The 22,485-nt window shown below is 63.6% G+C and carries 34 protein-coding genes; all 34 read left to right on the forward strand.

Annotated features, from left to right (window positions below):
- The first annotated feature begins 144 nt into the window (after window positions 1-144).
- The 34 genes from rpsL (at window position 145) to RCH21_RS06790 (ending at window position 22,421) form a co-directional block, all read left to right on the forward strand.
- On the forward strand, window positions 145-519 hold the full coding sequence (gene rpsL / locus RCH21_RS06625) for a 30S ribosomal protein S12 (protein ID WP_120147087.1): 375 nt from the start codon (window positions 145-147) through the stop codon (window positions 517-519).
- Window position 520: 1 nt separating this feature from the next.
- Window positions 521-991: a 30S ribosomal protein S7 gene (gene rpsG / locus RCH21_RS06630; RefSeq protein WP_087076905.1), complete on the forward strand. Its 471-nt coding sequence runs from the start codon at window positions 521-523 to the stop codon at window positions 989-991.
- Window positions 992-1,077: 86 nt separating this feature from the next.
- Window positions 1,078-3,192 carry an elongation factor G gene (gene fusA / locus RCH21_RS06635; RefSeq protein WP_326963689.1) on the forward strand — a complete coding sequence of 705 codons (2,115 nt, stop codon included), beginning with the start codon at window positions 1,078-1,080 and terminating at the stop codon, window positions 3,190-3,192.
- 203 nt (window positions 3,193-3,395) lie between these two features.
- Window positions 3,396-4,586: an elongation factor Tu gene (gene tuf, locus RCH21_RS06640; RefSeq protein ID WP_120147085.1), complete on the forward strand. Its 1,191-nt coding sequence runs from the start codon at window positions 3,396-3,398 to the stop codon at window positions 4,584-4,586.
- 496 nt (window positions 4,587-5,082) lie between these two features.
- Window positions 5,083-5,391: a 30S ribosomal protein S10 gene (rpsJ, locus tag RCH21_RS06645; RefSeq protein ID WP_026531952.1), complete on the forward strand. Its 309-nt coding sequence runs from the start codon at window positions 5,083-5,085 to the stop codon at window positions 5,389-5,391.
- 16 nt (window positions 5,392-5,407) lie between these two features.
- Window positions 5,408-6,064 carry a 50S ribosomal protein L3 gene (gene rplC / locus RCH21_RS06650; protein WP_326963690.1) on the forward strand — a complete coding sequence of 219 codons (657 nt, stop codon included), beginning with the start codon at window positions 5,408-5,410 and terminating at the stop codon, window positions 6,062-6,064.
- A gap of 4 nt (window positions 6,065-6,068) precedes the next feature.
- Entirely contained in the window at window positions 6,069-6,692 is a 624-nt protein-coding gene (gene rplD, locus RCH21_RS06655; protein ID WP_120147083.1) for a 50S ribosomal protein L4, read from the forward strand.
- Complete coding sequence (rplW, locus tag RCH21_RS06660) at window positions 6,689-6,994, forward strand: 50S ribosomal protein L23 (protein ID WP_026531955.1); 306 nt, start codon at window positions 6,689-6,691, stop codon at window positions 6,992-6,994. The genes rplD and rplW overlap by 4 nt, the downstream gene beginning before the upstream one ends.
- Window positions 6,995-7,025: 31 nt before the next feature.
- Complete coding sequence (gene rplB / locus RCH21_RS06665; RefSeq protein ID WP_120147082.1) at window positions 7,026-7,865, forward strand: 50S ribosomal protein L2; 840 nt, start codon at window positions 7,026-7,028, stop codon at window positions 7,863-7,865.
- Between the two features lie 12 nt (window positions 7,866-7,877).
- Entirely contained in the window at window positions 7,878-8,159 is a 282-nt protein-coding gene (gene rpsS, locus RCH21_RS06670) for a 30S ribosomal protein S19 (RefSeq protein WP_026549122.1), read from the forward strand.
- A 37-nt stretch (window positions 8,160-8,196) separates the two neighbouring features.
- Window positions 8,197-8,562: a 50S ribosomal protein L22 gene (gene rplV, locus RCH21_RS06675; protein ID WP_049829178.1), complete on the forward strand. Its 366-nt coding sequence runs from the start codon at window positions 8,197-8,199 to the stop codon at window positions 8,560-8,562.
- On the forward strand, window positions 8,563-9,408 hold the full coding sequence (rpsC, locus tag RCH21_RS06680) for a 30S ribosomal protein S3 (RefSeq protein ID WP_120147081.1): 846 nt from the start codon (window positions 8,563-8,565) through the stop codon (window positions 9,406-9,408).
- Window positions 9,409-9,825, forward strand: a complete 417-nt coding sequence (rplP, locus tag RCH21_RS06685) for a 50S ribosomal protein L16 (RefSeq protein WP_120147080.1) — start codon at window positions 9,409-9,411, stop codon at window positions 9,823-9,825.
- Window positions 9,826-9,827: 2 nt separating this feature from the next.
- Window positions 9,828-10,172: a 50S ribosomal protein L29 gene (rpmC, locus tag RCH21_RS06690; RefSeq protein ID WP_120147079.1), complete on the forward strand. Its 345-nt coding sequence runs from the start codon at window positions 9,828-9,830 to the stop codon at window positions 10,170-10,172.
- The gene (gene rpsQ, locus RCH21_RS06695; protein ID WP_120147078.1) at window positions 10,169-10,483 is read left to right on the forward strand and encodes a 30S ribosomal protein S17; all 315 of its coding nucleotides are present in this window, start codon (window positions 10,169-10,171) and stop codon (window positions 10,481-10,483) included. The genes rpmC and rpsQ overlap by 4 nt, the downstream gene beginning before the upstream one ends.
- A 343-nt stretch (window positions 10,484-10,826) precedes the next feature.
- Complete coding sequence (gene rplN, locus RCH21_RS06700; protein ID WP_049829173.1) at window positions 10,827-11,195, forward strand: 50S ribosomal protein L14; 369 nt, start codon at window positions 10,827-10,829, stop codon at window positions 11,193-11,195.
- A gap of 3 nt (window positions 11,196-11,198) precedes the next feature.
- The gene (gene rplX, locus RCH21_RS06705) at window positions 11,199-11,573 is read left to right on the forward strand and encodes a 50S ribosomal protein L24 (RefSeq protein ID WP_326963691.1); all 375 of its coding nucleotides are present in this window, start codon (window positions 11,199-11,201) and stop codon (window positions 11,571-11,573) included.
- Window positions 11,573-12,148 (forward strand): 50S ribosomal protein L5, encoded by a 576-nt coding sequence (gene rplE, locus RCH21_RS06710; RefSeq protein WP_120147076.1) that lies wholly within the window; start codon window positions 11,573-11,575, stop codon window positions 12,146-12,148. Before rplX ends, rplE begins: the two co-directional genes overlap by 1 nt.
- A gap of 87 nt (window positions 12,149-12,235) precedes the next feature.
- Window positions 12,236-12,634: a 30S ribosomal protein S8 gene (gene rpsH, locus RCH21_RS06715; RefSeq protein ID WP_043440638.1), complete on the forward strand. Its 399-nt coding sequence runs from the start codon at window positions 12,236-12,238 to the stop codon at window positions 12,632-12,634.
- An 18-nt stretch (window positions 12,635-12,652) separates the two neighbouring features.
- Window positions 12,653-13,189: a 50S ribosomal protein L6 gene (gene rplF / locus RCH21_RS06720; protein WP_326963692.1), complete on the forward strand. Its 537-nt coding sequence runs from the start codon at window positions 12,653-12,655 to the stop codon at window positions 13,187-13,189.
- Between the two features lie 2 nt (window positions 13,190-13,191).
- Window positions 13,192-13,575, forward strand: coding sequence for a 50S ribosomal protein L18 (gene rplR / locus RCH21_RS06725; RefSeq protein ID WP_120147074.1), 384 nt, complete (start codon window positions 13,192-13,194; stop codon window positions 13,573-13,575).
- On the forward strand, window positions 13,572-14,318 hold the full coding sequence (rpsE, locus tag RCH21_RS06730) for a 30S ribosomal protein S5 (RefSeq protein WP_442784676.1): 747 nt from the start codon (window positions 13,572-13,574) through the stop codon (window positions 14,316-14,318). The genes rplR and rpsE overlap by 4 nt, the downstream gene beginning before the upstream one ends.
- Window positions 14,318-14,536, forward strand: a complete 219-nt coding sequence (rpmD, locus tag RCH21_RS06735) for a 50S ribosomal protein L30 (RefSeq protein ID WP_120147072.1) — start codon at window positions 14,318-14,320, stop codon at window positions 14,534-14,536. Before rpsE ends, rpmD begins: the two co-directional genes overlap by 1 nt.
- Window positions 14,536-15,033, forward strand: a complete 498-nt coding sequence (rplO, locus tag RCH21_RS06740) for a 50S ribosomal protein L15 (protein WP_326963694.1) — start codon at window positions 14,536-14,538, stop codon at window positions 15,031-15,033. The genes rpmD and rplO overlap by 1 nt, the downstream gene beginning before the upstream one ends.
- Before the next feature lie 230 nt (window positions 15,034-15,263).
- Window positions 15,264-16,574 carry a preprotein translocase subunit SecY gene (secY, locus tag RCH21_RS06745; RefSeq protein ID WP_120147070.1) on the forward strand — a complete coding sequence of 437 codons (1,311 nt, stop codon included), beginning with the start codon at window positions 15,264-15,266 and terminating at the stop codon, window positions 16,572-16,574.
- A 5-nt stretch (window positions 16,575-16,579) separates the two neighbouring features.
- A complete protein-coding gene (locus RCH21_RS06750; protein WP_326963800.1) occupies window positions 16,580-17,143 on the forward strand; it encodes an adenylate kinase in 564 nt (187 codons plus the stop codon).
- A gap of 7 nt (window positions 17,144-17,150) precedes the next feature.
- Window positions 17,151-17,984: a type I methionyl aminopeptidase gene (gene map, locus RCH21_RS06755; protein WP_326963695.1), complete on the forward strand. Its 834-nt coding sequence runs from the start codon at window positions 17,151-17,153 to the stop codon at window positions 17,982-17,984.
- Between the two features lie 176 nt (window positions 17,985-18,160).
- On the forward strand, window positions 18,161-18,382 hold the full coding sequence (gene infA, locus RCH21_RS06760; RefSeq protein ID WP_019481515.1) for a translation initiation factor IF-1: 222 nt from the start codon (window positions 18,161-18,163) through the stop codon (window positions 18,380-18,382).
- 21 nt (window positions 18,383-18,403) lie between these two features.
- The gene (gene rpmJ / locus RCH21_RS06765; protein WP_043440658.1) at window positions 18,404-18,517 is read left to right on the forward strand and encodes a 50S ribosomal protein L36; all 114 of its coding nucleotides are present in this window, start codon (window positions 18,404-18,406) and stop codon (window positions 18,515-18,517) included.
- A gap of 163 nt (window positions 18,518-18,680) precedes the next feature.
- Complete coding sequence (rpsM, locus tag RCH21_RS06770) at window positions 18,681-19,058, forward strand: 30S ribosomal protein S13 (RefSeq protein ID WP_043440660.1); 378 nt, start codon at window positions 18,681-18,683, stop codon at window positions 19,056-19,058.
- A 139-nt stretch (window positions 19,059-19,197) separates the two neighbouring features.
- Window positions 19,198-19,599, forward strand: a complete 402-nt coding sequence (gene rpsK, locus RCH21_RS06775) for a 30S ribosomal protein S11 (protein WP_104052715.1) — start codon at window positions 19,198-19,200, stop codon at window positions 19,597-19,599.
- Window positions 19,600-19,748: 149 nt separating this feature from the next.
- A complete protein-coding gene (locus RCH21_RS06780; RefSeq protein ID WP_120147550.1) occupies window positions 19,749-20,759 on the forward strand; it encodes a DNA-directed RNA polymerase subunit alpha in 1,011 nt (336 codons plus the stop codon).
- Window positions 20,760-20,824: 65 nt separating this feature from the next.
- Window positions 20,825-21,436, forward strand: coding sequence for a 50S ribosomal protein L17 (rplQ, locus tag RCH21_RS06785; protein ID WP_326963696.1), 612 nt, complete (start codon window positions 20,825-20,827; stop codon window positions 21,434-21,436).
- A 22-nt stretch (window positions 21,437-21,458) separates the two neighbouring features.
- On the forward strand, window positions 21,459-22,421 hold the full coding sequence (locus RCH21_RS06790) for a tRNA pseudouridine synthase A (RefSeq protein ID WP_326963697.1): 963 nt from the start codon (window positions 21,459-21,461) through the stop codon (window positions 22,419-22,421).
- Window positions 22,422-22,485 lie beyond the last annotated feature (64 nt).

The raw sequence follows: 22,485 nt of genomic DNA on the forward strand, positions 1-22,485 counted from the left end.
GTCGTTTTGCGGCAGCTTCGTCGTCGGTGTTGCGCCAAACGACTGATCATCCCGACTTCTGGATGGCGCGGCCCTGCGAGGTGGCTGCAGCCGCCGAGTAGGGCGACAGGGATCTCATCTTCTGACATTACGGAGAACACGAAAGTGCCTACGATTAACCAGCTGGTCCGCAAGGGCCGGACACCTAAGGTCTCCAAGACCAAGGCGCCCGCACTGAAGGGCAGCCCCATGAAGCGCGGCGTCTGCACCCGCGTCTACACCACCACCCCGAAGAAGCCGAACTCGGCTCTCCGCAAGGTCGCCCGCGTGCGCCTCAACGGCGGCATCGAAGTGACCGCCTACATCCCCGGAGTCGGTCACAACCTTCAGGAACACTCCATCGTGCTCGTGCGCGGTGGCCGTGTGAAGGACCTTCCCGGTGTCCGTTACAAGATCATCCGCGGCGCGCTGGATACGCAGGGCGTCAAGAACCGCAAGCAGGCTCGTAGCCGCTACGGCGCAAAGATGGAGAAGAAGTAATATGCCACGTAAGGGCCCGGCCCCGAAGCGGCCGCTCGTTCTAGATCCCGTCTACGGTTCACCCCTGGTCACGCAGCTGATCAACAAGGTGCTCGTCGACGGCAAGAAGTCCACCGCAGAGCGCATCGTGTACGGCGCACTCGAAGGTGCTCGCGCCAAGTCCGGTGGCGACCCCGTCGCAGCCCTCAAGAAGGCCATGGACAACGTGAAGCCGACCCTCGAGGTCCGCTCACGCCGCGTCGGCGGTGCAACCTACCAGGTGCCCGTCGAGGTCAAGCCCGGTCGTTCGACCGCCCTGGCCCTTCGCTGGCTCGTCGGCTACTCGAAGGCCCGCCGCGAGAAGACGATGACCGAGCGCCTGCAGAACGAAATCCTCGACGCTTCCAACGGTCTCGGTGCCGCAGTCAAGCGCCGCGAGGACACGCACAAGATGGCCGAGTCGAACAAGGCCTTCGCACACTACCGCTGGTAGCAGATCTGCCGGCCGGACCGGACCCCCTCGGGTCCGGTCCGGCAGGCGTTCCAGCAGAACTCCATTTTCGCAATAAGGGAGACACCGTGGCACAGGACGTGCTTACCGACCTCAACAAGGTCCGCAACATCGGCATCATGGCCCACATCGACGCCGGCAAGACCACTACTACCGAGCGCATCCTGTTCTACACGGGTGTAAACCACAAGATCGGTGAGACGCACGACGGCGCCTCCACCACTGACTGGATGGAACAGGAGAAGGAGCGCGGCATCACCATCACGTCTGCCGCCGTGACCTGCTTCTGGGAGAACAACCAGATCAACATCATCGATACTCCCGGACACGTCGACTTCACCGTCGAGGTCGAGCGCTCACTGCGCGTCCTCGACGGCGCCGTCGCGGTGTTCGACGGCAAGGAGGGCGTCGAGCCCCAGTCGGAGACCGTCTGGCGTCAGGCCGACAAGTACGAAGTGCCCCGCATCTGCTTCGTCAACAAGATGGACAAGCTGGGCGCCGACTTCTACTTCACCGTCGACACCATCATCAGCCGCCTGGGCGCCAAGCCCCTCGTGCTGCAGCTCCCCATCGGTGCCGAGAACGATTTCGTCGGCGTCGTCGACCTGCTCCACATGCGTGCCCTCGTCTGGCCCGGTGACTCCAAGGGTGACGTGACCATGGGTGCCAAGTACGAGATCCAGGAAATCCCCGCCGATCTCCAGGCCAAGGCCGAGGAGTACCGTGCAACGCTCGTCGAGACCGTTGCCGAGGCTTCCGACGAGCTCATGAACAAGTACCTCGAGGGTGAAGAGATCTCCATCGAGGAGCTGAAGGCCGGCATCCGCAAGATGACGATCAACTCGGAGCTCTACCCCATCCTGTGCGGCTCCGCGTTCAAGAACCGCGGCGTCCAGCCGATGCTGGATGCAGTCATCGACTACCTGCCCTCGCCCCTCGACGTACCCCCGATGATCGGTCACGATCCCCGGAACGAAGAGATCGAGCTCACGCGCAAGCCCAGCACCGAGGAGCCGTTCTCGGCCCTCGCGTTCAAGGTTGCAACGCATCCGTTCTTCGGACAGCTCACGTTCATCCGCGTGTACTCCGGTCACGTCACTGCAGGAACGCAGTTGGTGAACTCGACGAAGAGCAAGAAAGAGCGCATCGGCAAGCTGTTCCAGATGCACGCGAACAAGGAGATCCCCGTGGATGAGGCCTCCGCAGGCCACATCTACGCCGCGATCGGTCTGAAGGACACGACGACGGGCGACACCCTCTCGGATTCGGCGAACCAGATCGTCCTCGAATCCATGAGCTTCCCCGCACCCGTGATCTCGGTGGCGATCGAACCCAAGACGAAGGGCGACCAGGAGAAGCTGTCCACAGCTATCCAGAAGCTCTCCGCCGAGGATCCGACCTTCCAGGTGTCCCTGAACGAGGACACCGGCCAGACGATCATCGCCGGCATGGGCGAGCTCCACCTGGACATCCTGGTGGACCGCATGCGCCGCGAGTTCCGCGTGGAAGCGAATGTCGGCAAGCCGCAGGTCGCCTACCGCGAGACCATCAAGAGCAAGGTCGCCAAGCACGACTACACCCACAAGAAGCAGACGGGTGGCTCCGGCCAGTTCGCGAAGATCCAGATCGCGATCGAGCCGATGGAGGTCGAGGACGGCGTCCTGTACGCCTTCGACAACAAGGTCACAGGTGGACGCGTGCCCCGCGAGTACATCCCGAGTGTCGATGCCGGCATTCAGGATGCGCTCAACGACGGCGTCCTGGCCGGTTACCCGGTCGTCGGTATCAGGGCGACCCTGCTCGACGGTGCCTACCACGATGTCGACTCCTCCGAAATGGCCTTCAAGATCGCCGGTCGCATGGCGTTCAAGGAAGCCGCACGGATGGCCAAGCCAGTGCTGCTCGAGCCGCTGATGGAGGTCGAGGTGCGGACCCCTGAGGAATACATGGGTGAAGTCATCGGTGACCTCAACTCCCGCCGTGGCCAGATGCAGTCGATGGAGGATGCGAGCGGTGTGAAGGTCATCACCGCGCACGTCCCCCTGTCGGGCATGTTCGGGTACATCGGTGACCTGCGGTCGAAGACCCAGGGCCGTGCCGTGTACTCGATGAAGTTCGACAGCTACTCGGAGGTCCCGAAGGCAGTAGCCGACGAGATCATCCAGAAGACGCGCGGCGAGTAGACCCTCCCGGAAACGGGGATTCCGGGGAGTGAGCCGGCCTGTCCCAGGGCCGGCCGGCTCGTTCCCCAGCAGTCGGACCGCATGGTTCCGGCGGCGAACAGCAATTTCAACAAAACCAAAAGCCCCCAGTAGACTTGCATGAGTTTCAGCCACGAAAAGCGTGGCTGGGAAGCAATTCTTCTCAAACGTTCTAGGAGGAACCCGTGGCGAAGGCAAAGTTCGAGCGGACTAAGCCGCACGTTAACATCGGCACCATCGGTCACGTTGACCATGGAAAGACCACGTTGACGGCTGCCATTTCCAAGGTGCTGTACGACAAGTACCCCACTCTCAACGAGCAGCGTGACTTCGCGTCGATCGACTCGGCTCCCGAGGAGAAGCAGCGCGGCATCACCATCAACATCTCGCACGTCGAGTACCAGACCGAGAAGCGCCACTACGCACACGTAGACGCCCCCGGCCACGCCGACTACATCAAGAACATGATCACCGGCGCGGCTCAGATGGATGGAGCCATTCTCGTTGTGGCCGCCACTGACGGCCCGATGGCTCAGACCCGCGAGCACGTCCTGCTCGCCCGCCAGGTCGGTGTCCCGTACCTGCTGGTCGCACTCAACAAGTCCGACATGGTCGACGACGAGGAACTCCTCGATCTCGTCGAGATGGAGGTCCGCGAGCTGCTCAGCGCGCAGGGCTTCGACGGCGACGAGGCCCCTGTGGTCCGCGTTTCGGGCCTGAAGGCCCTGGAAGGCGACCCCGAGTGGGTCAAGTCGGTCGAGGACCTGATGGCTGCCGTGGATGAGTCCGTTCCGGACCCCATCCGCGACAAGGACAAGCCGTTCCTCATGCCTGTCGAGGATGTCTTCACCATCACCGGCCGCGGAACCGTCGTCACGGGCCGCGCCGAGCGTGGAACCCTGAAGATCAACTCGGAAATCGAGATCGTCGGAATCCGTCCGGTCCAGAAGACCACGGTCACCGGTATCGAGATGTTCCACAAGCAGCTTGACGAAGCATGGGCCGGCGAGAACTGTGGCCTCCTGCTCCGTGGCATCAAGCGCGAGGACGTTGAGCGCGGCCAGGTCATCGTGAAGCCGGGTTCGATCACCCCTCACACCGACTTCGAGGCCAATGTCTACATCCTGGCCAAGGACGAGGGCGGGCGTCACAACCCGTTCTACTCGAACTACCGCCCGCAGTTCTACTTCCGTACGACCGACGTCACCGGCGTCATCACCCTCCCCGAGGGCACGGAAATGGTCATGCCTGGTGACAACACTGAAATGTCAGTGGCGCTCATCCAGCCCATCGCCATGGAAGAGGGCCTCGGCTTCGCTATCCGCGAAGGCGGCCGCACGGTTGGCTCAGGACGCGTCACGCAGATCCTGAAGTAACCCGAGCACGTTATCGCCGGCCAGTCCGGTGATCGACGAAGGACCCCAGCTGTATCCACAGCTGGGGTCCTTCTGCGTTCACCCCCGCGTGCACCCCTCAACCTCCCCGATGTCGCAGGACAGGGCTCGCGGTGGTGCGGACGCGGGGCCGGTTCGCAATCATCCGGGCAATCTGCGACACTAGATAAGTTGTTCAAGCGCTAGCGCGTGCGGTCTGAGACCTCATCCCGGTCAGGATAATGCCTGATGCAGGGTTCAAGTCCACCGAACCGCGCAGCCCAAATGTAATCCACCCCGTTCGGTCCGTCCGAAGCAGCGGTTCGCGTGTGTCCAGGAAACACGACACGCCCGAGCGCGGGGGTGGGAGCCCGGCAGGGTGAGGAACCCGGATCCGTCCGGATTCAGTCTGCAGGGAAGCGTCGTACAACGGACGCAGGAAATGTACGTACGTACCGGAACTGCCCAGGCAGTTATGTAGAGAGAGAGTCGAGACGCCATGGCGGGACAAAAAATCCGCATCCGGCTGAAGTCATATGACCACGAGGTCATTGATGTTTCAGCCCGGAAGATCGTTGAGACGGTGACGCGCGCAGGCGCAACGGTAGTGGGACCAGTGCCCCTGCCGACGGAGAAGAACGTATTCGTTGTCATCCGGTCCCCGCACAAGTACAAGGACAGCCGTGAGCACTTTGAAATGCGTACTCACAAGCGTCTGATCGACATCATTGATCCCACGCCCAAGGCCGTCGATTCGCTGATGCGTCTCGATCTGCCTGCGGACGTGAACATCGAAATCAAGCTGTAAGGGAGAGCGGATACACATGTCTACTTCACTTACGCGCCAGGTAAAGGGCCTGCTGGGCATCAAGCTCGGCATGACCCAGGTCTGGGACGAGCACAACCTCCTCATCCCCGTCACCGTCGTCCAGGCTGACTCGAACGTCATCACGCAGCTCCTCAATGAGGACAATGACGGCTACACGGCCGTCCAGATCGGCTTCGGCCAGATCGATCCCCGCAAGGTCACCAAGCCGCTCGCCGGCCACTTCGAGAAGGCAGGCGTCACGCCTCGCCGTCACGTCGTCGAACTGCGGACCTCCGACGCCGACACCTACTCGCTCGGCCAGGAACTCTCGGTCGAGATGTTCGAGGCAGGCCAGACGGTCGACGTCATCGGCACCACCAAGGGCAAGGGCTTCGCGGGCGTCATGAAGCGCCACGGTTTCCACGGCGTCGGCGCCTCACACGGTGCCCACAAGAACCACCGCAAGCCCGGTTCCATCGGTGGAGCATCCACCCCCAGCCGCGTCTTCCGTGGAATGAAAATGGCAGGCCGCATGGGTGCCGTTCGTCAGACCACGCTGAACCTCAAGGTTCACGCTGTCGACACCGAGAAGTCGCTGCTGCTGATCAAGGGCGCCGTTCCGGGCGCCCGCGGCCAGGTCGTCCTCGTACGCACCGCCGTGAAGGGAGCATAGCCACATGGCTGCCAACACTGTAAAGGTCGATCTCCCCGCGGAGATCTTCGACGCACAGACCAACGTGCCGCTGTTGCACCAGGTCGTCGTGGCTCAGCTTGCTGCCGCCCGCCAGGGTACGCACAAGACGAAGACGCGCGCCGAGGTGAGCGGTGCAGGCCGCAAGCCGTTCAAGCAGAAGGGAACGGGCCGCGCCCGCCAGGGCTCGATCCGCGCACCGCAGATGACCGGTGGCGGTATCGTCCACGGTCCGACGCCGCGCGACTACAGCCAGCGCACCCCCAAGAAGATGATTGCCGCCGCACTCCGCGGAGCTCTCTCCGACAGGGCACGCAACGGCCGTATCCACGTCCTCGATTCCCTGGTCGCCGGCGGCAAGCCGTCCACCAAGGGTGCCATCGAGACCCTGCGTTCGATCTCGGAGCGGCCCCGCCTGCTCGTCGTGATCGAGCGTGCCAACGACGTCGCGGCACTCTCCGTGCGCAACGTACCCCAGGTGCACGTCCTCTACGTAGACCAGCTCAACACGTACGACGTGCTGGTGTCCGACGACGTGATCTTCACCAAGGCCGCCTACGACCAGTTCGTCGGCACGGCTGATGTCATCTCCGAGGAGGATGCCAAGTGAGCGGCACCATCGCAAAGGATCCGCGCGACGTCGTCATTGCACCCGTCGTCTCGGAGAAGAGCTACGGCCTGATCGACGAAGGCAAGTACACCTTCCTCGTCGACCCGCGCTCGAACAAGGAAGAAATCAAACTGGCGGTCGAGAAGATCTTCTCCGTGAAGGTCGATTCGATCAACACCATCAACCGGGTTGGCAAGCGCAAGCGCACCAAGTTCGGCTGGGGCCAGCGCAAGGGCACCAAGCGTGCCATCGTGTCCCTCAAAGAGGGCTCGATCGACATCTTCGGCGGTCCGCTCTCCTAGAGCGGAGACCACTTTAACGAGGAATTGAGTTATGGGAATCCGTAAATACAAGCCGACAACCCCGGGCCGTCGTGGCTCGAGCGTTGCCGACTTCGCTGAAATCACACGGTCGACGCCGGAAAAGTCGTTGGTCCGTCCTCTCCCCAAAAAGGGTGGACGCAACAACTCCGGTAAGATCACGACCCGCCACAAAGGTGGTGGACACAAGCGTCAGTACCGCCTGATCGACTTCCGCCGCCACGACAAGGACGGTGTCGACGCCCGCGTTGCCGAGATCGAATATGATCCCAACCGCACCGCTCGCATCGCCCTCCTGCACTACGTTGACGGCACCAAGCGCTACATCGTCGCGCCGAACAAGCTCAAGCAGGGCGACTTCGTGGAGGCAGGCGCCGGGGCCGACATCAAGCCCGGCAACAACCTGCCGCTGCGCAACATCCCCGTGGGTACGGTCATCCACGCCGTCGAACTCCGCCCAGGTGGCGGCGCGAAGATGGCTCGATCTGCCGGTGCGTCGGTCCAGCTCGTCGCGAAGGAAGGCCGTTTCGCCCAGCTGCGACTGCCCTCCGGCGAAATCCGCAACGTCGACGTGCGCTGCCGCGCCACGGTCGGCGAGGTCGGCAACGCCGAGCAGTCGAACATCAACTGGGGCAAGGCCGGCCGTAACCGGTGGAAGGGCATCCGCCCGACCGTCCGCGGTGTCGCCATGAACCCGGTCGACCACCCGCACGGTGGTGGCGAGGGCAAGACCTCCGGTGGACGCCACCCGGTCAACCCGAACGGTAAGGCCGAAGGCCGTACCCGTCGCCCCAACAAAGAAAGCGACTCACTCATCGTGCGTCGCCGTCGTTCCGGCAAGAACAAGCGATAGGAGCCTGGAGACATGCCACGCAGCCTGAAGAAAGGCCCCTTCGTCGATCAGCACCTTTACGTAAAGGTCGCTCGCGAGAACGAATCGGGCACGAAGAACGTCATCAAGACGTGGTCCCGCCGATCCATGATCGTCCCCGACATGCTCGGGCACACGATCGCGGTACACGACGGGCGCAAGCACATCCCGGTGTTTGTCACCGAGTCGATGGTCGGGCACAAGCTCGGCGAATTCGCTCCCACGCGGACATTCCGCGGCCATGTTAAGGACGACCGCAAGGGCAAGCGCCGCTAGGCGCTGCTCTTACGGCTAAGACGAGAGAAGGAAAGCAATGGAAGCCAAGGCTATTGCGCGTCATATCCGCGTAACGCCTATGAAGGCCCGGCGCGTCGTCAACCTTGTTCGTGGTAAGCAGGCGAATGAGGCTCTGGCTATTCTGAAGTTTGCCCCACAGGTTGCTTCAGAGCCGGTTTTCAAGGTGGTCCAGTCGGCAGTCGCCAACGCCCGCGTTCTCGCGGACCGTGACGGCGTTGCCTTCGACGAGGACAACCTCATCATCAGCGAGGCATTCGTTGATGAAGGCCCCACGATGAAGCGGTTTCGGCCGCGAGCCCAGGGCCGTGCGTTCCGCATCAACAAGCGGACCAGCCACATCACGGTTGTCGTCGCTACCCCTGAGAAAGTGGAGGTCCGCTAAGTGGGACAGAAAGTAAACCCGCATGGGTTCCGACTCGGCATCACCACCGACCACAGGTCACACTGGTTCGCCGACAGCAACAAGCCGGGCCAGCGCTACCGTGACTTCGTCCGCGAAGACATCAAGATCCGCCAGCTGATGTCGACCGGCATGGACCGCGCCGGCATCGCCAAGGTAGAGATCGAGCGCACCCGTGACCGCGTCCGCGTGGATATCCACACGGCACGTCCCGGCATCGTCATCGGTCGCCGTGGAGCAGAAGCGGACCGCATCCGCGGCGAGCTCGAAAAGCTCACCGGCAAGCAGGTCCAGCTGAACATCCTCGAGGTCAAGAACCCCGAGATCGAGGCACAGCTCGTTGCCCAGGGCATCGCAGAGCAGCTCTCCTCCCGCGTGGCTTTCCGCCGCGCGATGAAGAAGGCAATGCAGTCCGCGCAGCGCGCCGGCGCAAAGGGCATCCGTGTCCAGTGCTCCGGTCGCCTGGGTGGCGCCGAGATGAGCCGTTCGGAGTTCTACCGCGAGGGACGCGTTCCCCTGCACACGCTCCGCGCCAACATCGACTACGGGTTCTTCGAAGCGAAGACCACCTTCGGCCGCATCGGCGTGAAGGTCTGGATCTACAAGGGTGACATCACGGCGAAGGAACTCGCAGCCCAGGCTGCAGCAGCTCCTTCCCGCGGCCGCGGTGGAGATCGTCCGGGCCGTGGCCCTGCCGGTGCCGACCGCGGTGGCGACCGTGGAGGCGACCGTCGTCGTCGTGCTCCCGAGCGCACCGAGGGCCAGGGTGCGTCAGCACCCGCCGAGACCGCCGCAGCTCCCGTTGCGGCTGAAGGAGGACAGGCTTAAATGCTTATCCCACGTCGAGTCAGATTCCGTAAGCAGCACCACCCGGGTCGTTCCGGCGCTGCGACCGGCGGCACCGAGGTCAGCTTTGGCGAGTGGGGTATCCAGGCGCTGAGCCCGGCATACGTCACCAACCGCCAGATCGAGTCCGCTCGTATCGCCATGACCCGCCACATCAAGCGTGGCGGAAAGGTCTGGATCAACATCTATCCGGACCGCCCGTTGACCAAGAAGCCTGCCGAAACCCGCATGGGTTCCGGTAAGGGTTCGCCCGAGTGGTGGGTGGCCAACGTCAAGCCGGGTCGGGTTCTTTTTGAACTCTCCGGAGTAACCGAAGAGGTAGCCCGCGAAGCCCTGCGCCTCGCGATCCACAAGCTGCCGTTGAAGGCACGCATCGTGCGTCGTGAGGGTGGTGAATAGTTATGGCTCTGGGTTCAAAGGAACTGGCAACAGACCAGCTGGACGGCTTCGATAAGGACCGCCTGGTGGAAGAACTGCGCAAGGCCAAGGAGGAGCTGTTCAACCTCCGCTTCCAGTCGGCCACCGGCCAGCTGGAAAGCCATGGACGCCTCCGCTCGGTGAAGCGCGATATCGCCCGCATCTACACGGTGCTGCGTGAGCGTGAGCTGGGCCTTCGTCCCGAGGTGATTGCTCCCGTCGAGGAAGCAAAGCCGGAGAAGACGGAGAAGGTCAAGAAATCCAAGAAGGCCTCCACGAAGGATGAACCTTCCGTGGACACCGAGGCTTCTGAGGAGGACGCCAAATGAGTGAGCAGAAGAGCGAAGAAGTAACTGTAGGAACCGAGACGGCAGTGCACGACGCCGACTCCCGCGGCTACCGCAAGGTGCGCCGCGGCTACGTGACCTCCGACAAGATGAACAAAACCATCGTCGTCGAGGTCGAAGACCGTGTGAAGCACGCGCTGTACGGCAAGGTCCTCCGCCGCAGCTCGAAGGTCAAGGTCCACGACGAGGAAAACATCGCCGGCATCGGCGACCACGTCCTCATCAGTGAGACCCGTCCGCTGTCAGCCACCAAGCGGTGGCGCCTCGTCGAGATCCTCGAAAAGGCAAAGTAGCAGCGAGCAGAACCAGGGAGCCGGTCCGCCGGAGCCCGAACGCAGATGCCCCGGACGCGATTTCGTGTCCGGGGCATTTTCGCGATACGATAAGAATCTTGTCTGTCTGGTGGGTTGGCGCATGCCCTCACGAGGTTCCCTTTCCAGGGTCTCCCTCACGGGTTCCTCCACACCGGGCAAATAGGCAAAAGCCCGATGATCTTGTTCACCATCTCCGCCCTGCAGGTTCGACGCAGGGTCGTGCGCCCAGGCGCACGAGTGGTGAGGACCAGTATCACGGGGCCCACCCATATCCGTTCCGCAAGGCTCGATGAGAGAACCGGCGCGACGACAGGAGTAATCAGTGATTCAGCAGGAGTCGCGGCTAAAGGTCGCCGACAACACGGGGGCCAAGGAAATCTTGACCATCCGCGTTCTCGGAGGATCCGGGCGCCGCTACGCAGGCATCGGCGACGTCATCGTCGCCACCGTGAAGGACGCAATCCCCGGCGGCAACGTCAAGAAGGGCGACGTCGTCAAGGCGGTCATCGTCCGCACCAAGAAGGAACGCCGCCGTGCGGACGGGTCCTACATCAAGTTCGATGAGAACGCAGCAGTGATCCTGAAGAACGACGGTGACCCCCGTGGTACCCGCATCTTCGGCCCTGTCGGTCGCGAGCTCCGCGACAAGCGTTTCATGAAGATCATCTCGCTGGCGCCGGAGGTGCTGTAGTCCATGGCACAGAAGATAAAGCTCAAGATCAAGAAGGGTGACCTCGTGCAGGTCATCACCGGAGCCAAGCAGACCCGCGGCGGAGACCGCGGCAAGCAGGGCAAGGTACTGAAGGTGTTCCCGGAGACCAACCGCGTCCTCGTGGAAGGCATCAACCGGATCACCAAGCACACCAAGGTCGGCCAGTCGCAGCGCGGCACCAAGACCGGTGGCATCGAGGTCGTCGAGGCAACCGTGCACATCAGCAACGTTGCCGTTGTCGATCCCGAGACCAAGAAGCCGACGCGCGTCGGATACCGCACCGAGACCGTCGAGCGTGACGGCCGGGAGCGCGTTGTCCGCGTCCGCATCGCCAAGTCATCAGGGAAGGATCTGTAATGACTGTCGAAACCGCAGAAACCAAGGTTCTTCCCCGCCTCAAGGCCCGCTATGCTGCCGAGATCAAGGCGACACTGCTCGAAGAGTTCGGCTACACCAACGTGAACCAGGTTCCGCGCCTGGTGAAGGTCGTCGTGAACATGGGTGTCGGTGACGCCGCCAAGGACTCCAAGCTGATCGACGGAGCCGTCAAGGACCTTACCGCCATCACGGGCCAGAAGCCCCAGGTCACCAAGGCCCGCAAGTCCATCGCGCAGTTCAAGCTCCGCGAAGGAATGCCCATCGGCGCACACGCCACCCTGCGTGGGGATCGCATGTGGGAGTTCACGGATCGCCTCGTCTCCCTCGCACTGCCCCGTATCCGTGACTTCCGCGGACTCAACGGCAAGCAGTTCGACGGCAACGGCAACTACACCTTCGGTCTCACGGAGCAGTCGATGTTCCACGAGATCGACCAGGACAGGATCGACCGCGTGCGTGGCATGGACATCACCGTCGTCACAACAGCCAAGACCGACGCCGAGGGCCGCGCGCTTCTCAAGGCGCTTGGCTTCCCCTTCAAATCCGAAGATTAATCTAACTACGTTGCAGGTCCACTCCAGCCGGCACGCCATGTGCCGTCCGGAATCCGGAAACCGTTTCGAGGAAGGGCAAGAGCCCACATGACAATGACAGATCCTGTCGCAGACATGCTCACGCGTCTGCGCAATGCAAACTCGGCTTACCACGACTCCGTGTCAATGCCATACAGCAAGCTGAAGGCCCGCGTCGCGGACATCCTCAAGGCCGAGGGCTACATCGCCGGCTGGAAGGAAGAGGAAGCGGAGGTCGGCAAGAAGCTGACCATCGACCTCAAGTTCGGACCGGATCGCCAGCGCTCCATCGCCGGCATCCGCCGTATCTCCAAGCCGGGGCTCCGCGTGTACGCAAAGTCCACGAACCTGCCGCACGTGCTCGGCGGCCTCGGTATCGCCATCCTGTCCACGTCCTCCGGTCTGCTCACGGACCGCCAGGCATCCAAGAAGGGTGTAGGTGGGGAAGTCCTCGCCTACGTCTGGTAACGGGAAAGGGAAAACAACATGTCACGTATTGGACGTCTCCCCATCACCGTTCCCGCCGGTGTCGAGGTCAAGGTCGACGGCAACGCCGTCTCCGTCAAGGGCACGAAGGGCGAACTGAGCCACACGGTTCCCAGCCCCATCGAGGTCTCCCTCACCGAGGGAACCCTCACCGTCTCGCGGCCGAACGACGAGCGCGAATCGCGTTCGCTCCACGGCCTCACCCGCACGCTGATCTCCAACATGATCGTCGGAGTCACCGAGGGCTACAAGAAGAACCTTGAGATCGTGGGCACGGGTTACCGTGTCCAGGCCAAGGGCAGCGACCTGGAATTCGCTCTGGGTTACAGCCACCCGGTCGCCGTCAAGGCACCCGAGGGCATCACCCTGACTGTCGACAGCCCCACCAAGCTCTCGGTCGCAGGCATCAACAAGCAGCAGGTCGGCGAGGTCGCTGCAACCATCCGCAAGCTGCGCAAGCCTGACCCGTACAAGGGCAAGGGCATCCGCTACGCAGGCGAGATCATCCGCCGCAAGGTCGGAAAGGCTGGTAAGTAACCATGGGTCTGAGCATCAACAAGAAGCGCAGCTCGAAGAGCAAGTCCGCCTCGCGTGGACGCCGCCACCTCCGGGTACGCAAGCGCGTCTCGGGCACGGCTGTCCGTCCCCGCCTGGTCGTCAACCGTTCGGCCCGCCACGTATTCGTGCAGGTCGTCGACGACACCAAGGGCGTGACCGTCGCATCAGCCTCCACTCTCGAAGCGGATCTCCGTGCATTCGACGGTGACAAGACCGCCAAGGCCAAGCGCGTCGGCGAACTGGTTGCAGAGCGTGCCAAGGCCGTCGGCATCGAGGCTGTCGTCTTCGACCGGGGTGGCAACAAGTACCACGGTCGTGTTGCAGCAATCGCAGACGGCGCACGTGAAGGTGGGCTGTCACTGTGACCGAGGAAAACAAGGCAAAGGAAGCCCCATTGAATACGGCTACAGAGCAGCCCGCAGCTGAAGCTCCGCCTGCAGGCGCAACTGACACCGCGTCGGCTGACGCGAACCGTGGCCGCGGCAACACTCGCGGTGGCGAGCAGCGCGGCGGCAACGCCCGCGGTGGCGAGCGTGGCGGCCGTGGTGGTCGCGAGGGCGGTCGCGACGGTGGACGTAATGACGACAAGGACAAGTTCATCGAACGCGTCGTCAACATCAACCGCGTCGCCAAGGTCGTCAAGGGCGGCCGCCGCTTCAGCTTCACCGCCCTCGTGGTGGTAGGCGACGGCAACGGCATGGTCGGTGTCGGCTACGGCAAGGCGAAGGAAGTTCCCTCCGCCATCCAGAAGGCCGTCGAGGAAGCCAAGAAGACGATGTTCCGCGTTCCGCGGATCGGTGGCACCGTCCCGCACCTGGTGCAGGGCGAGGCAGCAGCCGGCGTCGTGCTTCTCCGTCCCGCCTCCCCGGGTACCGGCGTCATCGCCGGTGGTCCGGTGCGTGCGGTACTCGAGTGCGTCGGTATCCATGACGTCCTGTCGAAGTCGCTCGGTTCCGCGAACGCCATCAACATCGTCCACGCGACCGTTGATGCGCTGAAGCGCCTCGAGGAGCCCCAGGCAGTCGCGGCTCGCCGTGGCCTCCCGCTCGATCAGGTCGCATCCCACCAGATGCTGCGCGCGATCGCAGCTCAGAAGGCAGGTGCGTGATGACCGCCATCACTCCGAAGCGTGTGCTCGTGAGCTCGGCGAAGCTCTCGATCACCCAGATCAAGTCCGCTATCGGCGGCAAGCAGAACCAGCGCGACACGCTGCGGTCCCTGGGCCTCAAGCGGATCGGCCACACCGTGGTCCGTGAAGCTGATCCCGTCACCGTCGGCATGATCAACACGGTTCCGCACCTCTTGAAGGTTGAGGAGGCCATCTAATGGCAGAGAACAACAGCGTGGCTCCGGCCGCGACAGAAGTACACGAAGAGCGCGTTCACATGCTCAAGGTCCATCACCTGCGTCCCGCACCGGGCGCCAAGACGGCGAAGACCCGTGTTGGCCGTGGTGAGGGTTCGAAGGGTAAGACCGCAGGCCGTGGAACCAAGGGAACCGCAGCCCGCTACCAGGTGAAGGCAGGATTTGCAGGCGGCCAGTTGCCGCTGCACATGCGTCTTCCCAAGCTGCGCGGCTTCAAGAACCCGTTCCGGGTCGAGTTCCAGGTCGTGAACCTGGACAAGCTGTCCGAGCTGTACCCCGATGGCGGCAACGTCTCGGTGGAGAGCCTGGTGGCCAACGGTGCGGTCCGCAAGAACCAGCCCGTCAAGGTGCTGGGTACGGGCGAGATCACCGTAGCCGTAAACGTCTCCGCTGACGCCTTCTCCGCATCCGCTGCAGAGAAGATCGTGGCAGCCGGCGGCACCGTCACAGAGCTGTAGTCCACTGGCCTCCCCGCTCTCCCGGCGACGTCGGGGGAGCGGGTCGGCTGTGATCGACGGCACTTAGGAACTAGACTTCTGGTGGGCAGGGCTGAATCAGCCCACCAGGAGTCTTTTTTCGGCTCTGGCCACCCCCAGAATCGGCGTGTTCTCTCGCGCTGGTGACCAACCGTTAGACTCGGTTGTTGTGTACGGTCCGCCATAGGACCACCAGACCTTCAGGAGGACGCTTGCTTAGCGCTATTGGCCGGGCATTCCGGACGCCAGACTTGCGGCGCAAGCTGTTGTTCACGCTGGGAATCATCACCATCTTCCGTCTCGGGGCCTTCATCCCCGCACCGGGCGTCGACTACGGGAACGTCCAGCAGTGTCTTGCTCTGGGCAATACCGACGGCGGCCTGTACCAGTTCGTGAACCTCTTCAGCGGCGGTGCCCTTCTTCAGGTGTCGATCTTCGCTCTCGGGATCATGCCGTACATCACGGCAAGCATCATCACGCAGCTCCTCCGGGTGGTCATTCCCCGTTTCCAGGAACTGCACCAGGAAGGCGCGCAGGGCCAGTCGAAGCTGACCCAGTACACGCGCTACCTGACGATCGCGCTCGGGCTCCTGAACGCGACCACCCTCGTGTCGCTCGCGCGTTCCGGTTCGCTGCTGGGCAACTGCCCCGTGCCGCTGATCCCGGACGATTCGCTGATCACGATCATCCTGCTGATCATCACCCTGACCGCGGGTACCGGCCTCATCATGTGGATGGGCGAGCTCATCACCGAGCGGGGCGTGGGCAACGGCATGTCGCTGCTCATCTTCACGGCCATCGCCGCAGGCTTCCCGACCTCGCTGGGTGAGATCTTCCGGACCCAGGGAGCCACGGTCTTCGCATTCGTCCTCCTGATGGGCGTCGTCGTCGTCGCCCTCGTGATCTTCGTCGAGCAGTCGCAGCGCCGCATCCCGGTGCAGTACGCCAAGCGGATGGTCGGTCGCAGGACCCTCGGTGGAAGCAGCACGTACATCCCGATCAAGGTCAACATGGCCGGCGTCATCCCTGTGATCTTCGCGTCCTCGATGCTGTACCTGCCGAGCCTGATCGCCCAGTTCAACACCCCCCAGGACGGGACTCCGCCCGCGGGCTGGGTCAACTGGATCACCACGTACCTGACCACTGGTGACCACCCGCTCTACATGGCGATGTACTTCCTTCTCATCGTCTTCTTCACCTACTTCTACGTCGCCATCACGTTCAACCCGGACGAGGTGTCGGACAACATGAAGAAGTACGGCGGATTCATCCCCGGCATCCGTGCCGGGCGTCCGACGGCGGAGTACCTCCAGTACGTGCTCTCCCGCATCACCCTGCCGGGGGCCATCTACCTCGGTCTCGTGGCCCTCATTCCGCTGATCGCGCTCGTGGCCATCGGTGCCAACCAGAACTTCCCGTTCGGCGGCACGTCGATCCTCATCATGGTGGGTGTGGGTCTCGAGACCGTCAAGCAGATCGACGCGCAGCTCCAGCAGCGTCACTACGAAGGGTTGTTGCGTTGACGAGAATGCTGATCATCGGTCCTCCCGGGTCGGGTAAGGGAACCCAGGCTGCCCGCATTTCGGAGCGGCTCGAGGTGGTTGCCATCTCGACCGGCGACATCTTCCGCGACAACGTGAAGCGTGAGACGCCGCTCGGTGTCGAGGCCAAGAAGTACATGGACGCCGGTGACTTCGTACCGGACAGCGTCACCAACCTCATGGTGCGCGATCGCCTCGCGGCTGACGACGTGCAGGAAGGGTTCCTCCTCGACGGCTACCCGCGCACGGCAGCCCAGGTAACCGAGCTCGATGACATCCTGCGCGAGAACGACCTCGAGCTCGATGTCGTCCTGCAGCTGACGGCCGACGACGAGGAGCTCGTGAAACGACTCCTCGGCCGCGCCAAGCTCGACGGCCGATCCGATGACAACGAGCAGGTCATCCGGCACCGTCTCGGTCTGTACCACGACCAGACCGAAGCTGTGGTGTCGCGCTACGACGAGCGCGGGATCGTCACGAAGGTCGACGGCATCGGTTCAATCGACGCGGTCACCGAGCGCGTCATGGCTGCCCTCAAGGTCGCGAGCTAGGATCAGCATGTTCCGCCAGCCGAAGGTCGAATACAAGACGACCAGTCAGATGCTCGTCATGCGGGATGCCGGTCTCGTCCTGTCCCGGGCGCTCGACCACGCGGTGGCTGCCGCCCAGGTGGGCGTCACCACCGCTCAACTGAACGAGGTGTTCGAGGGCGTCCTCCGCGAGGAGGGGGCGACGTCGAATTTCCTCGGCTACCACGGGTTCCCCGCCAGTATCTGCACGTCGGTGAACCATGAGGTCGTGCACGGCATCCCGGGCGACTATGCGCTGCAGGACGGCGACATCATCTCCATCGACGGCGGCGCCGTCGTCCGAGGCTGGCACTCCGACTCGGCACGTACCGCCATCGTGGGAACGCCGAGGCCCGAGGACGTCCGACTGTCGGAGGTCACGGAAGAGGCGCTGTGGCGGGGGATCGCGGCGCTGGCATCCGCGCGGTTCGTCGGAGACATCGGTGCTGCCATCGACGACTACGTCTCGTCCGTGCCGGGACCGGCGCTCGGGATCCTCGAGGACTACGTCGGCCACGGCATCGGCACCCAGATGCACCAGGCGCCAGACGTCCTCAACTACCGCAGTTCCAACCGCGGGCCGAAGGTCCGCGCCGGCCTGTGCCTCGCCATCGAACCCATGCTCGTCCAGGGCGGACTCGAGACGGCCGTGCTCGACGACGACTGGACCGTCGTCACGGTGGATGGCAAGCGTGCATCCCAGTGGGAGCACAGCGTGGCAGTCCACGACGGCGGTATCTGGGTGCTGTCGGCGCCCGATGGGGGAGCGTCGCGCCTCGGGCCCCTCGGCGTCACGCCGGTGCCCCTGGACGAAACCCCCTGATTTAACTATCAGCGGGCAGTAGCGTAGAGTCGTCTGTTGGTTGTCTCTGCTTTCCGTGCCCAATTGGGCCCCGGAGACCTTCCCGCGAGATGAGCTCCGGCTCCCTGCGGGTCCGACAATCAAAACCCTAAACCCGTCCGCTACGCAAGTAGCGGGCATAGACGTTAGCGGAGGATATGGCCAAGAAAGACGGTGTCATTGAGATTGAGGGCACTGTGAACGAGGCACTGCCCAACGCGATGTTCCGCGTTGAGTTGGCCAACGGTCACATTGTTCTCGCCCACATCTCGGGAAAGATGCGCCAGCACTACATTCGAATCCTTCCTGAGGACCGGGTCGTAGTGGAACTCAGCCCGTACGACCTCACCCGGGGCCGTATTGTCTACCGCTACAAATAAGAATCAACTCGAAGGAAAACCATGAAGGTCAACCCGAGCGTGAAGCGGATCTGCGAGAAGTGCCAGGTGGTTCGCCGCAAAGGCAACGTTCTCGTCATCTGCGAGAACCCGCGCCACAAGCAGCGTCAGGGCTAAGAACCTCGCCCGAGGTTCTACCCACGCGTAGCAGTACATTCAACGGCAGAACAGCGTCCCGCAACGGGATGTACACCCCCGGCTCGGAGGCCGGGGACCGGAACTTCGGTTCCGGGCATGTTCTGCTTCATACCTCCGGTAACACCAAAGGAGCACCGCCACCATGGCACGTCTCGCTGGCGTAGACATCCCCCGCGAAAAGCGGGTAGTCATCGCGCTTACCTATATCTACGGCGTGGGCAAGACCCGTGCAGAGAAGACGATCGTCGATACGGGGATCTCCCCGAACACGCGCGTCAAAGACCTCTCCGACGTGGAGCTGGTTCAGCTTCGCGACTACATCGAGGGCAACTTCAAGGTCGAGGGCGACCTCCGTCGCGAAGTTGCAGCCGACATCCGCCGCAAGGTCGAGATCGGCAGCTACGAAGGCATTCGGCACCGCCGCGGCCTTCCCGTACGTGGACAGCGTACGAAGACCAACGCGCGTACCCGCAAGGGTCCGAAGCGTACGGTCGCAGGCAAGAAGAAGGTCGGACGCTAGTTCCCTAATGGCTCCCTAACCGGGCTCGCAGAGCTCGCCCGGCCAGGGGACCCTCGCCATCAGGGGCCCTTTACCAAGGACTTCCGGCAATACCGATCAGCCGATCAATGCTTTACCCAATACCTTCGTAGGAGAAGTAATGCCCCCCAAGACTCGTGGAGCGGTGCGTAAGCCGCGTCGCAAGGACAAGAAGAACATCGCGCTCGGCCAGGCGCACATCAAGAGCACCTTCAACAACACCATCGTGTCCATCACGGACCCCAGTGGAGCAGTCATCTCCTGGGCCTCCGCCGGTGAAGTCGGTTTCAAGGGCTCACGCAAGTCCACCCCGTTCGCTGCGCAGATGGCTGCAGAAGCCGCTGCGAAGCGCGCCCAGGAGCACGGCGTCCGCAAGGTCGACGTCTTCGTCAAGGGTCCGGGATCAGGTCGCGAAACCGCTATCCGCTCACTGCAGGCCACGGGCCTCGAGGTCGGTTCGATCTCGGACGTCACCCCGAGTGCCCACAACGGTTGCCGCCCACCCAAGCGCCGCCGCGTCTAATAAGGTCCTCGGTCACCGCGCCGCCTTGCAGGAATAACCTTCCCGCAGGGCGGTTCGGTGCCGTTTCCAGTAGCTATTGAGCCGGCTGGCCAGCAGTCCCGCCCATTGAGAAGCGTCATATAGCGGATGCTTCCTGAAAGGAAATGTACGTGCTTATTGCACAGCGCCCCACCCTGACTGAAGAAGTAGTCGCCGACAACCGTTCGCGGTTCGTCATCGAGCCCCTCGAGCCCGGTTTCGGCTACACCCTCGGCAACTCGCTCCGCCGCACGCTCCTGTCCTCGATCCCCGGTGCGGCCGTCACCAGCATCCGCATCGACGGAGTGCTGCACGAATTCACCACGGTTCCCGGGGTCAAGGAGGATGTCACCGAGATCATCCTGAACATCAAGAACCTCGCCGTCTCCTCGGAGCACGACGAGCCCGTCGTCGCCTACCTGCGCAAGCAGGGCCCCGGCGTCGTCACTGCTGCGGACATCGCGCCTCCCGCAGGCGTCGAGTTCCACAACCCGGACCTGCACATCGCGTCCCTCAACTCGAAGGGCAAGTTCGAGCTCGAACTGACCATCGAGCGTGGGCGTGGCTATGTCTCGGCCTCGCAGAACAAGTCGGGCGACTCCGAGATCGGTCGCATCCCGATCGACTCGATCTACTCGCCGGTCCTCAAGGTGACCTTCCGCGTGGAAGCCACCCGTGTGGAGCAGCGCACCGACTTCGACAAGCTGATCGTCGACGTCGAGACGAAGGACGCCATCGCCCCGCGCGACGCCGTCGCTTCCGCCGGCACCACCCTGGTCGAGTTGTTCGGCCTTGCACGCGAGCTGAACACTGCTGCCGAAGGCATCGAGATCGGTCCCTCGCCGACGGACGCAGCGCTTGCTGCTGACATGGCGCTGCCGATCGAGGACCTCGAATTGACGGTCCGCTCGTACAACTGCCTCAAGCGCGAGGGCATCCACTCCGTGGGTGAACTTGTTGCACGCTCCGAGGCCGACCTCATGGACATCCGTAACTTCGGTGCCAAGTCCATCGACGAGGTCAAGGCGAAGCTCGTCGAGCTCGGTCTCTCCCTGAAGGATTCCCCTCCAGGGTTCGACCTTGCCGCCCGCGCTGCTGCCATCGAAGAGGACGACGCCGCCTACGGCGACGAAGAGCTCTAAAACGCTATCTGTCCGCCCGTCGCTCCCGAAGCGGCGGGACGGACACCTAATGAGGAGAAATCACCATGCCCACACCCACTAAGGGCCCACGCCTCGGAGGCGGTCCGGCGCACGAGCGCCTGATGCTCGCCAACCTGGCCGCCTCACTGTTCGAGCACAAGCGCATCACCACCACGGTGACCAAGGCCAAGCGCCTCCGCCCTTACGCCGAGCGTCTCATCACGTTCGCGAAGAAGGGTGACCTTGCGTCGCGTCGCCGCGTCCTCGGTGTCATCAGCAGCAAGAGCATCGTCCACGAACTGTTCACGGACATCGCTCCCGCCGTCGCCAACCGCGAGGGTGGCTACACCCGCATCACGAAGATCGGCAACCGTAAGGGCGACAACGCTCCCATGGCTGTCATCGAACTGGTGCTGGAGCCCATGTCGGCCAAGCAGTCCGTCGTCGCCGAGGCCGAGCAGGCCAAGGTTCCCGCCCCTGCAGCAGCACCCGTCGCCGGGTCCGTCGACTCGCCCGAATCCGCAGACTCCGTCGATTCGGTTGACTCGGCTGAGTCGGCTGAGTCCGCAGCATCTGCCGAAGAGGTAGCTGCCGAGGACACCACGGTCGACGCTGAAGCAGGCACCGCTGACGAGGTCGTCGTCGTCGAGGGCACCACCGAGGACGAGAAGAAGTAATTCTTCCTCCCCGACGCACTCCATGACCATGCAAAAGCCCGCCGTCCCCCACCGGGACGGCGGGCTTTTGCGTGTCCGGCTGGACATCGCCTACGACGGGGCACCCTTCTCCGGCTGGGCACTCCAGCCCGGCCTCACGACTATCCAGGGCGTCGTCGAGGCCGCCCTCTTCATGCTCCTGAGGCGGCAGGTACGCCTGACCGTGGGCGGAAGGACCGACGCCGGTGTCCATGCCCGCGGGCAGGTCGCGCATATAGATCTCACCGCCGCGGAGTGGGCGGGCATGGGCAGGGGCCGTGACGTGGACCCCGCCGATGCCTTCCGGCGTCGCCTGACCGGCACGATCAACCGCGAACTGACCGACGGCGTCTCGGGCAGGGGCCGTCCCGTCAGGAATGCCGTGCCCGCCGTCGTCGTCCGGTCCGCCATGCGCGCGCCCGACGGGTTCGATGCCCGCTTCTCGGCGCTCTGGCGTCGGTACAGCTACGCCATCGCGGACTCCGCGACGGGGCAGGACCCCCTCCGCCGGCACACCACGCTCTGGTACCCGGCGCCGCTGGACCTGGCACTGCTCAACGAGGGGGCCGCTCACCTCCTCGGGATGCAGGACTTCGCGGCGTTCTGCAAGCCCCGCGAGGGGGCCACGACGATCCGCGAGCTGCAGCGCTATGAGTTCGTCCGCGGGCACGACGGCGCCATCACCGCGACGGTGCAGGCGGACGCCTTCTGCCACAACATGGTGCGCGCGCTCATCGGATCGACACTGCGGGTCGGCTCCGGGGAAATGCCGCCGATCTGGCTTGCCGAGAGGCTCGCCGCCCGCATCAAGGACGCCCGCTCCGTGCTGGCGGCTCCCCACCCCCTCGTCCTCGAGGAGATCGCCTATCCCGGGAACAAGGAGCTTGGTGCCCGCGCCGCGCTGACGCGGGCCCGCCGCAACGCCGGGCACCTGTCGGTGCTACCGGGCCCGGAGGAGGACGACTAGGCGCGAGCCGATCCTGCACTTCCTTCTTGGAGCGCGCCTTCGTAGGCACCAGGACTCTCCGACG

The organism is Arthrobacter sp. PL16 (genome assembly GCF_035985055.1).
In the GTDB taxonomy this organism is placed as follows: domain Bacteria; phylum Actinomycetota; class Actinomycetes; order Actinomycetales; family Micrococcaceae; genus Arthrobacter_D; species Arthrobacter_D cheniae.